This is a genomic window from Aestuariivita sp. (assembly GCF_049276915.1).
Taxonomy (GTDB): Bacteria; Pseudomonadota; Alphaproteobacteria; order Rhodobacterales; family Rhodobacteraceae; genus Aestuariivita.
Window position 1 is genome coordinate 1 of sequence record NZ_JBASXK010000059.1, and the last position, 12,561, is coordinate 12,561.

A 12,561-nucleotide genomic window follows, 5' to 3' on the forward strand; every position below is an offset into this window, starting at 1 on the left:
GTCTGAAGCAGCTGGATGATCTTGCGATCCGTATCCGTGATAGCCGTCATTTCGGAAATCCATGTCATTAAATTGCCTTATTTTGGTAAATTTATTCTGAAATCGCAAGACATGCGGCATGTCTGAAAAATCTCACCACCTCGGTCAGGTTACTCTGCCTGCAAAGCCAGCCGCAAAGGACCGCACGCCGTGACGCATCCCAGCCCCCAGTTTTCCACCTATCAGCTTGATGACCGCTATACCCGCACAAGCGGGCGCGTGTTTCTGACCGGAACGCAGGCGCTTGCACGCATCATGATGGATCAGGCGCGCCGCGACAGGGCCGCAGGTCTGAACACGGCCGGGTTCGTCTCGGGCTATCGCGGCTCGCCTCTGGGCGGGCTCGACCTTGAGCTATGGCGCGCCCGCGACCGGCTGACAGCCGACCGGATCACCTTCATGCCGGCGGTCAACGAAGATCTTGGGGCCACCGCCGTTCTGGGGGCGCAGCAGGCAGCGCTTGATCCGCATGCAAAGGTCGAGGGCGTCTTTTCCATGTGGTATGGCAAGGGGCCGGGCGTGGATCGCTCGGGCGATGCGCTCAAACACGGCAACGCCTTTGGCAGCGCGCCAAAGGGCGGCGTTCTGGTGGTGGCGGGCGATGATCATGGCTGTGTCAGCTCCTCCATGCCGCATCAGTCGGATGTCGCCTTCATGGCGTGGTTCATACCCACGCTGAACCCGGCCTCGGTGGATGAATACCTTGCCTTTGGGGAATACGGCATCGCCCTGTCGCGGTTCTCCGGCACATGGGTCGGGTTCAAGGCGATTTCGGAAACCGTTGAATCAGGCCGCTCGGTCGAGCTTCAGCCCGATCGCGCGTTCATCGCGCCCGAATTCACCGCCCCGCCGGGCGGGTTGCATGTGCGTCGCTCGGAACTGCCATCGACCGAGATCGAGATGCGCATCGGGCACAAGCTGGAGGCGGTGCGCGCCTTTGCCGAAGCCAACCCGATTGATCGCCGCATCCATGACAGCGAAAACGCAAGCTTTGGCTTCGTCACCACCGGGAAGGGCCATCTGGATCTGATGGAGGCCTTGCGTCTGCTGGGTCTGGACCGGGCGCGCTGTCGCCAGCTGGGCATCGACATCTACAAGGTCGGCATGGTCTGGCCGCTGGCGCGGCGGGATGCGCTGGCGTTCATGCGCGGCAAGAAAGAAGTGCTGGTTGTCGAGGAAAAGCGCGGGATCATCGAAAGCCAGCTCAAGGAGCATTTCTATGACTGGCCCGGCGACAAGCCCGAGCGGATGGTGGGCAAACATGACGAAACCGGCGCGCCTCTGATCCCCTGGACCGGAGAATTGTCGCCCCGCCTGTTGCTGCCGATCATTGCCGCCCGGCTCGATGCGTTTTTCCCCGGCGAAGGCCTGCCGGAAAAAGCCCGCGCACTGACCAGAACCGCGCCGCCCGCGCTGAACATCAGCGGCGCGACCCGCACGCCCTATTTCTGTTCGGGCTGTCCGCATAACAGCTCGACCAAGGTCCCCGAGGGCTCGCAGGCGGGCTCGGGCATCGGCTGTCACGTCATGGCCAGCTGGATGGATCGCGACACCGGCGGATATGCCCAGATGGGCGGCGAAGGCGTGCCCTGGGTGGCGGCCTCGAAATTCAACGGTGCCAAGCACATGTTTCAGAACCTGGGCGAAGGCACCTGGTATCATTCCGGCTCGCTTGCGATCCGCCAGGCGGTCGCGGCGCAGGCCAATATCACCTACAAGATCCTCTATAATGACGCCGTGGCGATGACCGGCGGTCAACCCGTGGATGGTCCGGTCAGCGTGGCGGGCATCGCCCAGACCTGCCGGGCCGAAGGGGTGCAGCGGATTGCGCTGGTATCCGATGACATCTCGAAGTTCGACCGATCCGAGTTCCCCGCGGGGAACTCGTTTCATGACCGCTCGGAACTGGATGCGGTGCAGCGCGAACTGCGCGAGATACCGGGCGTCACGGTTCTGATCTACGAGCAGACCTGCGCCAGTGAAAAGCGCCGTCGCCGCAAGCGCGGCACCATGGAAGATCCGGCAAAATTCGTGATGATCAATGATCTGGTCTGCGAGGGCTGCGGCGATTGCTCGGTGGAATCCAACTGCCTGAGCGTCGAGCCGAAAGAGACAGCACTTGGGCGCAAGCGTCAGATCAACCTCAATTCCTGCAACAAGGATTTCTCGTGTCTGAACGGATTCTGCCCCTCGTTCTTGACCGTGACAGGTGCCAGGCGGCGCAAGAAGGCGGGGGCCGGTCTGGATGTGGCGGCCTTGCTGAACGGCGTCGCTGTGCCCGCGCCCCGGTCTCTGGAGCGTCCGTTCGATCTGCTGGTCACCGGGGTGGGCGGCACAGGCGTTGTCACGGTGGGTGCCCTGATCACCATGGCCGCCCATCTGGAGGGCAAGGGGGCGAGCGTTCTGGATTTCACCGGCTTCGCGCAGAAATTCGGCACGGTGCTGAGCTATATCCGCCTGTCGCAAAGCCCGGGCGCGCTCCATCAGGTGCGCATTGACGAGGGGCGCGCGGATGCGGTGATCGGCTGCGATATCGTCGTGTCCTCGGCCCCCAGGGCCAGCGCCTATTATCGCCCCGGCACGCAGGTGGTGTTGAACCGGGCCGAGATGCCGACGGGCGATCTGGTGCTGCATCGCGATGCGCAACTGAAGGTGGATGAGCGCGAAGCGGCGATTGCCGGCGTGGTGGGCGGCGCATATCTTCGCGCGATGGATGCCAATGGGCTGGCCGAGGATCTCTTGGGCGACAGTGTCTTTGCCAATGTGATGATGCTGGGCTTCGCGTTTCAGAACGGGCTGGTGCCGGTCAGTGAACTGGCGCTGAAACAGGCGATCACGTTGAACGGCGTGGCGGTCGAGAAGAACGCCACCGCGTTCGATCTGGGCCGCGTCATGGCCGCCACGCCCGAGGCCGTGGCCGGGCATCTGCGCGCAGATCCCGCCTTGCCCGAAGGGCTGGAGGCGATTGTCGAACATCGCGCGGCGTTTCTGCGCGAATATCAGGACAGCGCCTATGCCGGGCGCTATTGCGACCGCATCGCGCAATTGCGCAGGCACCTGCCCGAGGAAGACATGATCCGTGTGGCGCGTCATCTGTTCAAGCTGATGGCCTTCAAGGATGAATACGAGGTCGCCCGGCTGCAGACGCAAGCCGGGTTCGCCGGGCAGATCGCCGCCGAGTTCGAAGGCGAGTATTCCGTGCAATATCATCTTGCCCCGCCCTTTCTGGCGCGCGGCAAGGACGCGCGGGGACGACCGGGAAAACGCAGTTTCGGGCCGTGGATGGGGCGCGCGATGGGCGTGCTTGCGGGCATGAAGCGGCTGCGCTCGACCCCTCTGGATCCGTTCCGCTTTACCGCCGATGGGCGGCTGCATCGCCGGCTTCTGGCGTGGTACGAGGGCGTGCTGGATGAGGCACAGGGCGGCTGGTCGCAAGACACGGCCGAGACGTGGCGCGCGGTGCTGGACCTGCCCGCTGAAATCCGCGGCTTTGGCCCCGTGCGTGAGGCGGCAGCACAGGCGGCATTGTCGCGCTATGAGGCACTGAAGGCCGCTTTGCGTTAATCCGCGCTTTCCAGCAACTCCGAGACCAGCGGGTTGGGAAAGCGCCGTTCCAGCGTCACCGCGAAGAAGGTCTCGGTGATCTGGGGATGTTCAAGCGCTTCGACCAGCAGGCCCGAGGCCAGTTCGTCCTGAACCACGATGGGCGGCACGAGGGCCAGGCCGATATCCTCGCGCGCAAGCAGGCGCATCATCGCCATGTCGTCGACCTCGGCGACGATCTGGGGACGGATGCCCAGACGGCTGGCCAGCGCGTCAAAGGCGGTTCTGGCGGTGTTTTCAGGTGTCGGCAGGATCACGGGCTGATCGCGCAGCAAGTCCACCAGCGGTTTTTCGGGATCGAGCCGCGCTGGCGTGCCGACCAGACCGATGGCCTGTTCGGCCACGCGGTGGGCGACATAGGGGGCAAGGCTGTCTCCGGGTGGTTCGCGGTTCATCAGCACCAGATCGAGGTTGAGCGTGCCCAGCCCTTCAAGCAATTCGCTCGGACTGCCCGAGCGCAGGATCACCTCGACATCCGGGCGCGCAAGGATGGGGCGCAGAAAGCCGATCTGAAAGTTGCGCGACAATGTCGAAAGCGCACCGACGCGCAGCGCCTGGCGGCCGCGCCCCTCGCCCTGAAGGGTGGCCATGAGTTCCTGACCTGTAGAAAAGATCGCATCCGCATGATCCAGCGTGATCCGCCCCGCCTCGGTCAGGTGAAGCTGGCGGCCCCGACGCTCGAACAGGGCATGGCCCAAACGGTCTTCAAGCTGCTTGATCTGCACCGACAGCGCCGATTGCGACAGGTTGAGCCGCTGCGCGGTCCGGGTGAGGTTCCCGTCATGGGCCACGGCCCAGAAATAGCGCAGGTGATGATAGTTCAGAGGCATATCGTTCTATTTAATGAAACGATTTGGCTAAAACAATGTATTTCTCTTATTCTTGTACCTGAATTAATTGCTCGGTCACGGGTGTGGCACCCGACGTCAATCAAGGGGATTTCCGATGGTTTATCTGTTTCTGCCGCTTCTTGCACCGCTGATCCTGCTGGCAACAGCATTTCTGGCCAGCCGCAACACCGGTCTGCGACCCGGAAATCTGCCGAAACTGGCGGAAGGCGCTGCGTTCGCGGCCTTCCTGGTCTCGGCCCTGTCGGCAGTGGTGCTGGTGGCCTACGGGCCGGGCACCTCGGCGCTGATCGGAGCGGCGGGCGTCGGAATTTCGATCCGGCTGGATGCGGTCAGCGCGATCATGCTGGTTCTGGTCAGCTTTATCGGCTGGGTCGTGATGCGGTTTTCGGCCACCTATATGGATGGCGAGGCACGCCAGGGGGCCTTTGTCGGCTGGATGTCGGCGGCTTTGGCGGCGGTCTTGCTGCTGGTGATGTCGGGCAACCTTGTGCAGCTTTTGCTAGCCTGGGGGGCGACCAGCCTGGCGCTGCACCAGTTGCTGCTGTTCTATCCCGACCGGATCACCGCGGTGCGCGCGGCGCGCAAGAAAGCCGTCACTTCGCGGCTGAGCGAGATCGCGCTGTTGTTCGCGGTCCTGTTGCTGGCGCGGGCCTATGGCACGACGGATATCGCAACCATCCTTGGCGCGGCGCAGCCCGACCTGCTGACGATGATCGCGGCCTTGCTGATCGCGGGCGCTGCGGTTCTGGCCTCGGCGCAGTTTCCGGCCCATGGCTGGCTGACCGAGGTGATGGAAGCGCCCACCCCGGTGTCGGCGCTGCTGCATGCCGGTGTGATCAATGCGGGCGGCTTCCTTCTGATCCGCTTTGCCGATGTGATGCTGGTGGCACCGGGTGTCATGGCGCTTTTGGTGATGTTGGGCGGGTTCACGGCGCTGTTTGGCGGGCTTGTGATGCTGACCCAGCCCGCGGTGAAAACCTCGCTGGCGTGGTCCACGATCGCGCAGATGGGGTTCATGGTTCTGCAATGCGGTCTGGCGCTGTTTCCCCTGGCGCTGCTGCATATCGCGGCGCATTCGCTGTACAAGGCGCATGCCTTCCTGAGCGCGGGTGAAGCGGTCAACAACGTGGCCGCCATCCGCCGCCCCGGCCCGGTTGCGGTGCCGCGTGGTGGCAAGGTGCTGCAGGCCTTTGCTGTGGCCATCGCGATCTATGGGGTGGTCGGACTGATCTTTGGCTTTGACGGCAAATCGGTGCAGTCGATCGCCCTGGGCATGATCCTGATCTTCGGGGTGGCCTATCTGCTGGCGCAGGGCTTTGCCGACACCGCCCCTGCGGCCCTGACACGGCGCACGGCGATCTATGCCACGGCGACCTCGGTCAGCTATTTCCTGCTGCAAAAGGCCGCCGCCCATGTGACGGCGGGCACCCTGCCCGCGACCCCGGCCCCCGGCCCTCTGGAATGGGCGCTGATCATTCTTGCGCTGCTGAGCTTTGGCACGGTCGCGCTGGCGCAGGCCACATTCCCGCTCTGGGCGTCCCATCCGGCGGCTGCCGGTCTGCGGGTACACCTGTCCAACGGGCTTTATGCGAATGCCATCTTCGACCGTCTGCTGGGCGGCTGGTCGAAGCGGTCCACATTGTGATCTGACGGGAGATCGAGAAGATGTTCATGCAACACGAAACCTACCCCGCTGCCTTGCTCGAGCTTGTGGCCCACGCCGATGACGCGATCAAAGCCATCCCGCCGCTGTTTCCGCTGGCCTCGAGTGTCGCTGTCAACCCGTTCCTGGGTCAGACATCCGAGCCTCTGCCCGTGACCGCAGCACGACTGGCGCGGGTGGCCGGGGCGCGCATCCTGCCCGAGCGGGCGATGTTTGCCGCAAAGATCGACGCAGGGGAGATCACCGACGACGACATCATCGAGGCGCTGGCCGCTGCCGGTGGTACCTTCCATCGCCCCTCGCTGGAGGATGTGAAAGCCGCGCTGAAGGTGCAGCCCGAAGCCCCCAAGGCGCTGCCCACGGTGGCGCAGCTGGCGGCGGATGTGTCGGGCATCGACTGGCCAAGCCTGATCGAAGAGCGGATCGGGGTCTGGGCCGCGAGCCATTTTGACGAGGGTCAGGCGCTGTGGCAGCCCTATCGGACGGGCGGTGTCTTCATTGCATGGCGCGAGTTCGCCGCGCGCGATCTGACGCCGGAAATCCACGGGCTGAAGGGCTTTGGTGCCTTTGTCGCAGCCACCTCGCGGTCACAGTGGCGCGCGATCGGGCGGGCCTGTGAGACGCTGGGGCTGAAAGCAGAGGCGGCCAATACCGGGTTTCACCGCTTGCTGATGGACCTGGGCGGCTGGGCGCAATATGCCCGCTATCTGCTTTGGCAGGCCGAACTTTATGGCCAGAATGACAGCTCGGCTGCGGAATTGCTGGCAGTGCGGATGGTCTGGGATGAGGCGCTTTACGAGCTTTACAAGGATCAGATCGCCGAGCGCTGGGAGAAGGTGGTGCAGGCCCATACCCTGCCCGTCACCCCGACACGGGATGATGTGATCGACGCGGTCCTGCAAACCGCCGCCGAGCGTGGGCAGCAGCGCAAACTGGGTCTGGCTCTGGCCGAGGCGACACCGCGCAAGATCGACGGGCGGCCCGCATTGCAGGCGGCGTTCTGCATCGACGTGCGCTCGGAAGTCTATCGGCGGGCGCTGGAGACGCTGGATACAGGCATCGAAACCATCGGTTTTGCAGGCTTCTTTGGTGTGACGGCAGCCCATAAGGCCGCTGGCTCGGACGTGGTCGAAGCACGCGGGCCGGTTCTGCTGCAGATGGGCACGCAGACACATGCCGGGGAAAGCGAAGAGGCCGATCTGACCCGGCGGTATTCGGCGCGGGCCAAGCGGGCCTGGGGCCGGTTCAAGCTGGCGGCGGTGTCGTCCTTTGCCTTTGTCGAGGCCACGGGGCCGGTCTATGCCGGCAAGCTGGTGCGCGATGCGCTGGGTCTGGGGCATGGCCATGCGGGTGCCGAGCCTGCGCCGCAGATGGATCCTTCGGTTGATCTGGAGGCGCGGATCGGCATGGCGATGGGCATTCTGAACGCGATGTCGCTGACCTCGAACTTTGCGCCGATCGTGCTGATCGCCGGGCATGGGGCGAATGTCACAAACAACCCGCATGAAAGCGGTCTGCATTGTGGTGCCTGTGGCGGCTATGCGGGCGATGTGAACGCGCGTCTTCTGGCCTCGGTCCTGAACGAGAAGGCGGTGCGGGACGGCGTGAAGGAAAAGGGGATGGAGATCCCGGCAGACACGCTGTTCATCCCGGCGCTGCATGACACCACGACAGACACGGTGACGCTGTATGATCAGGATGTGCCTGCCGCCAATGGCCGGAGCGATATGGCGCAGCTGCGCACATGGCTGACAGCCGCCGGTCAGCTGGCACGGACCGAGCGCTCGGCACGTCTGCCGCGCGCGGGTCAGGGCAATGACGTGGCCAAGCGGGCCAGGGACTGGTCCGAACTGCGCCCGGAATGGGGGCTGGCAGGGTGCCGGGCCTTTATCGCGGCACCACGCGGGCGGACCGATGGCACCACGCTGAGCGGTCAGTCTTTCCTGCACAGCTATGACTGGCGCAAGGATGAGGGCTTTGGCGTGCTTGAGCTGATCATGACCGCCCCGGTGGTCGTGGCAAGCTGGATCAGCCTGCAATATTATGGCTCGACCGTGGCACCTCAGCTGTTTGGCGGCGGCAACAAGCTGCTGCACAACGTGGCCGGTGGCATTGGCGTGCTGGAGGGCAATGGCGGCAGCCTGCGGCCCGGCCTGCCCTGGCAATCGGTGCATGACGGGGAAAACTATCAGCATGATCCGCTGCGCCTGTCGGTGGTGATCGAAGCCCCGCGCGAGGCGATGACGGATATCCTGCGGCGTCATGACGGGGTGCGGGATCTGTTTGACAATGGCTGGCTGCATCTCATCGCGATGGATGATGATGGCAAGCTGGGCTGGCGCTATGACGGCAATCTGAGCTGGTCGCCGATCTCTGGCACTCCGCCTGATGGATCGGCCATCGCAGCCGAGTGAGCGCAGCCTGACAAAACGGGCCAGAAACCGGGGGCGGTGCGGATGAGCCCGCGCCGCCCCTGCTACATCCGGTGGCGGCGCAGCCAGCTGTTGGCGGCGCGCGCGATCACCTGTTCCTCGTCGGTGGGAATGACCAGAACCGGCACCGCGCCCGCATCGATGCGGGTTGCGTTCACCGCGTTTGCCTTCGGATCAAGCGACAGGCCCAGAAAGGCGGTGTTGTCCAGGACGCGCGCCCGGATCGGGGCGGCGTTCTCGCCCACACCGCCGGTGAAGACCAGGGCGTCCAGCCCCCCCAGCACTGCCGCCATCGCCCCCAGTTCGCGCCGGATGCGGAACACGTAATAGTCCAGCGCCTGCTTGGCATGCGGGTCATCGCTGGCCAGCAGGGTGCGCATGTCATGGGTCAGGCCGGACAGGCCCTTGAGCCCACTTTCGTTGTACAGAAGATGCGTCAGTTCCGGCAGGCCCATGCCCTGCCCCATCAGATAGAGCATCACGCCGGGATCAAGCTGGCCACAACGCGTGCCCATCGGCAGCCCATCGAGCGCGGAAAACCCCATGGAGGAGCCGATGCTCTGCCCGTTATCCATCGCGCACATTGAGGCCCCGTTACCCAGGTGAGCGACCACCACGCGCCCCTGAAACAGCGCCGGGTGATCGCGCTTGAGCACCGAGGCGATGTAATCATAGCTCAGCCCGTGAAACCCGTAGCGCCGCACGCCTTCGTCGAAATACTTGCGCGGCAGCGCGAAGGCGTCGTTCACGAAGGGGTGACCCTGATGAAAGGCGGTGTCGAAACAGGCGACCTGAATCGCCTCGGGGAAGGCTGCGCGGGCGGCATGGACACCGGCCAGATTATGCGGCTGATGCAGCGGGGCCAGCGGGATCAGCTTTTGGAGCGCCGCGATGCTGGTCTCATCAAGGCGCACGGGCTGGGCGAATTCGGTGCCGCCATGCACGATGCGGTGACCCACCACATCCACCGAACGCCCTTGAAGAAACGGCGCGATGCCGCGCAGGATGGCGGCGACTGCGGTTGCATGATCCGCCGGGCCGATTTCGAGAACCGCATCGCCGATCTCCATCGCGGCGCTGTCGCCAAGGTTTTCCACCTGACCATCGACCAGCGATGTCGGTTCGGCGGCAGAGGCATAAAGGGCGAACTTGATCGAAGAACTGCCCGCGTTCAGGGTGAGGATCGCGCTCATGCGGCCCCCCCTGTCGCAGCAAGCGCCGCGACCGCGCAGGATGCAAGGCGGGCTTTGTCGTCATCGGCGCGGCTGTTGAGGATGACCGGGCATTTGGCCCCCATCACCACACCCGCTGCCGCGGCATGGGCCAGATAGGTCAGTTCCTTGGCCAGCATGTTTCCGGCTTCCATGTTGGGGGCCACCAGGATCTGGGCATGGCCGGCGACCAGAGACCGGATCCCCTTGGTGGTGGCGGCCTTGAGATCGATCGCATTGTCCATGGCCAGCGGCCCGTCGACCAGGCCGCCGGTGATCTGACCGCGATCGGCCATTTTCGACAGGATCGCCGCGTCCAGCGTCGAGGGAATGGCCGGGTTCACCTTTTCGATGGCAGAGAGCACGCCGACCTTGGGTTCCGCGATGCCCAGCGCATGGGCCAGATCAATGGCGTTCTGGATGATATCGGCCTTGGTTTGCAGATCCGGCGTGATGTTGATCGCCGCATCCGTGACCATCAGCAGATGATCCAGCCCCGGCACATCCATCACGAACACATGGCTGAGGCGGCGCGACGTGCGCAGCCCTCCGTCTTTCTTGACGATCTGGCCCAGCAGAACATCGGTGTGCAGATGGCCCTTCATGACGGCCTGTGCCTGCCCCTCATGCACCATCTGAACGGCATGAGCGGCGGCCAGTTTGTGATCGGGCTGATCCACGATCTGATAGGGTGACAGGTCGATCCCGGCCTCTTGCGCGGCGGCCTTGATCCGGGCCGGATCGCCGATCAGGATCGGTGTGATGATCGTGTGTTGCGCGGCAAGGATCGCCCCCGCCAGCGCGTCGGGTTCTTCCGGAGCCACCACGGCGGTCAGGATCGCAGGCAAGGGTTCGGCCAGGGCCAGAAGAAGGTCAAAATGCCTGTGGCTCTGTACCGTGAGGCCGGGGACATCCTCGGCATCGAAATGGAGCGCCTTTGCGGGTGCGTCGACCTCGGCCTCACCTTCGAGAATGCGCAGGCCATCCTGATTTTCGACCCATGTGTCGAATGTGACGCGGTACCCGGGGCCCTTGGATGTCAGCCGCACGCGGGTGGTCAGTGTGTCACCCGCATGCGCGCGCCCGACAAAGCGCAGTGTCTGGCTGTGATAGAGCGTGCCCGGCCCGGGCAGTTCGCAGCCCAGCACCGCCGAGATGAGCGAGGCCACCCACATGCCCGGCGCAACCGCTTCGGGCTGGCCATCGCCGTCGCCGTCTTCTTTGGGCAGGTGCATCGGGTTCAGGTTTCCCGATGCATTGGCAAAGACATACAGATCATCGGCATTGCAGACTCGGGTCTGCGTGGCCTCCATGCCCACCTCAAGCTGATCGAAAGGCACATTGTCTATGCGGTAGCTTGTCGGGGGTGCGTCTTGCATGTGCTAGGCTCCGGGGCCGTCCATATCGCGCATCTTGCGCAAGAGTTCGATAAAGCCGTTGACCTGATGGGCACAAGTGGCGCGGCCCTTTTCGGCGCTGGCCAGATGGGCCTCTCCCACGGTTCCGTCGGGGTTCAGGTCCGACGAGATCCAGCCATAGCTGATCGGGCCAATCGGAGAGATCGCGCCATGTTCGGCCGAAGAGCGGAAGTCGCGGGCCTGCTCCATGTCCACGGTATGGGGCTGGAACGCCAGCATCAGCGAGGTTTCCACATCGCCGCCATGGATGCCGAAGCGGTTTTCCTGATCCGAATACATGCCATCGGGATAGCCGAAACTGCCCCATTGGCATTTCACCGCCAGCATGCCCGCCTGTACGCGCAGCTCGCGCGCCAGGATCGAGATCAGGTCAAGATTGCCACCATGCGAGTTCACAAGCGCGATCTTGCGGATGCCGGCACGCGAGACCGACAGGCCGATCTCGGTCCAGACGGCAAGAGCGGTGGGCGCGCTCAGGGTCAATGTGCCTTTGGCATGCAGGTGCTCATTCGATTTGCCGACGGCCTGCACCGGCAGGATGCGGATATCCAGATCATCCGGCACGCTGCGGCGCAGCTGGTCCAGCATGCCCTGCGCAATCATCGTGTCGGTTCCCACGGGCAGATGCGGTCCGTGCTGTTCGATCGCTGCCGTGGGCAGGATGGCAATGGTGCGGTCGGGGTCGATATCGTTGAATTCGGCGAAACGATATTCGGCCCAATCTAGACGGCGGGACATGGCAAGGCTCCGGTAGGGGTGTCGCTGCAAGCCAATCCTGTTCGCGCGAGATTGGCAAGCCTTGGACGGCCGCGCTCAGCGTTTGTAGATGAAACAGCGCCCTTCAATTGCATCTGTGGGCAAATCCTGCTCGACCAGCGTATCAAAGAACATCCGGTCGCTGGACACCATCAGCCCGCCCGGCGCCAGCAAGGGCTCGATCAGGGGCGAGACTTCGCGCGCGAAGCGGACGTTCTTTTCGGCGTCATGTCCGCCCAGATCGGCATGAATCAGGCTGGCCCCGGCACCAAAGCGCGCAACGGTGGCGGGCAGGGTTTCGCGAACGTCGCCCAGAATCACCCTGTCTTCGGGGGGCGTGCTGTCGGGATGAGAGGCGATCGCGCGCTCGAACACATAGACATCGCGCCCGGTGATATGCGCCATCATGTGATGATAGGTGCGCCCGTTGCCAAGGCCCAGTTCGAACACCGGGCCGGTCATGTCGGCGGTCAGGGCGATCGCATGGTCCAGACAGGCGCGCTGGGAGACCATGCGGGCAATGAAGAGATCCAGTCGGGTCATTATGGTGGCCTTTCTATAAACTTATGCTTTAGATGTCAGGAAAGA

8 protein-coding genes are annotated in these 12,561 nt (G+C 64.0%); 3 read left to right on the top strand and 5 right to left on the bottom strand.

The annotated features are described in order from the left end of the window. The first annotated feature begins 189 nt into the window (after positions 1–189). Positions 190–3,603, top strand: a complete 3,414-nt coding sequence (locus tag WAO69_RS06150; RefSeq protein WP_422177173.1) for an indolepyruvate ferredoxin oxidoreductase family protein — start codon at positions 190–192, stop codon at positions 3,601–3,603. Here the strand turns inward: WAO69_RS06150 and WAO69_RS06155 are convergent. Further along, on the bottom strand, positions 3,600–4,472 hold the full coding sequence (locus WAO69_RS06155) for a LysR family transcriptional regulator (RefSeq protein ID WP_422177174.1): 873 nt from the start codon (positions 4,470–4,472) through the stop codon (positions 3,600–3,602). The genes WAO69_RS06150 and WAO69_RS06155 overlap by 4 nt on opposite strands. A 115-nt stretch (positions 4,473–4,587) precedes the next feature. Between WAO69_RS06155 and WAO69_RS06160 the strand changes: the two genes are divergently transcribed. Both WAO69_RS06160 and WAO69_RS06165 read left to right on the top strand, forming a co-directional pair. Next, the gene (locus WAO69_RS06160) at positions 4,588–6,138 is read left to right on the top strand and encodes a proton-conducting transporter membrane subunit (RefSeq protein ID WP_422177175.1); all 1,551 of its coding nucleotides are present in this window, start codon (positions 4,588–4,590) and stop codon (positions 6,136–6,138) included. A gap of 20 nt (positions 6,139–6,158) precedes the next feature. After that, the gene (locus WAO69_RS06165; RefSeq protein ID WP_422177176.1) at positions 6,159–8,570 is read left to right on the top strand and encodes a YbcC family protein; all 2,412 of its coding nucleotides are present in this window, start codon (positions 6,159–6,161) and stop codon (positions 8,568–8,570) included. Positions 8,571–8,632: 62 nt separating this feature from the next. Here the strand turns inward: WAO69_RS06165 and WAO69_RS06170 are convergent, their stop codons facing one another. The 4 genes from WAO69_RS06170 to WAO69_RS06185 form a co-directional block, all read right to left on the bottom strand. Beyond that, positions 8,633–9,781 carry an acetate/propionate family kinase gene (locus WAO69_RS06170; protein ID WP_422177177.1) on the bottom strand — a complete coding sequence of 383 codons (1,149 nt, stop codon included), beginning with the start codon at positions 9,779–9,781 and terminating at the stop codon, positions 8,633–8,635. Beyond that, complete coding sequence (locus WAO69_RS06175; protein ID WP_422177178.1) at positions 9,778–11,178, bottom strand: bifunctional enoyl-CoA hydratase/phosphate acetyltransferase; 1,401 nt, start codon at positions 11,176–11,178, stop codon at positions 9,778–9,780. The genes WAO69_RS06170 and WAO69_RS06175 overlap by 4 nt, the downstream gene beginning before the upstream one ends. A 3-nt stretch (positions 11,179–11,181) precedes the next feature. Beyond that, positions 11,182–11,955 carry a creatininase family protein gene (locus WAO69_RS06180; protein WP_422177179.1) on the bottom strand — a complete coding sequence of 258 codons (774 nt, stop codon included), beginning with the start codon at positions 11,953–11,955 and terminating at the stop codon, positions 11,182–11,184. A gap of 75 nt (positions 11,956–12,030) precedes the next feature. Beyond that, complete coding sequence (locus tag WAO69_RS06185) at positions 12,031–12,516, bottom strand: class I SAM-dependent methyltransferase (protein WP_422177180.1); 486 nt, start codon at positions 12,514–12,516, stop codon at positions 12,031–12,033. Positions 12,517–12,561: the final 45 nt, after the last annotated feature.

What these genes read in the sequence shown, in the direction of transcription:
- WAO69_RS06155 (WP_422177174.1), bottom strand. Translation starts at nt 4,472, where the DNA reads ATGCCTCTGAACTATCATCACCTGCGCTATTTCTGGGCCGTGGCCCAT.
- WAO69_RS06160 (WP_422177175.1), top strand. Translation starts at nt 4,588, where the DNA reads ATGGTTTATCTGTTTCTGCCGCTTCTTGCACCGCTGATCCTGCTGGCA.
- WAO69_RS06165 (WP_422177176.1), top strand. Translation starts at nt 6,159, where the DNA reads ATGTTCATGCAACACGAAACCTACCCCGCTGCCTTGCTCGAGCTTGTG.
- WAO69_RS06170 (WP_422177177.1), bottom strand. Translation starts at nt 9,781, where the DNA reads ATGAGCGCGATCCTCACCCTGAACGCGGGCAGTTCTTCGATCAAGTTC.
- WAO69_RS06175 (WP_422177178.1), bottom strand. Translation starts at nt 11,178, where the DNA reads ATGCAAGACGCACCCCCGACAAGCTACCGCATAGACAATGTGCCTTTC.
- WAO69_RS06180 (WP_422177179.1), bottom strand. Translation starts at nt 11,955, where the DNA reads ATGTCCCGCCGTCTAGATTGGGCCGAATATCGTTTCGCCGAATTCAAC.
- WAO69_RS06185 (WP_422177180.1), bottom strand. Translation starts at nt 12,516, where the DNA reads ATGACCCGACTGGATCTCTTCATTGCCCGCATGGTCTCCCAGCGCGCC.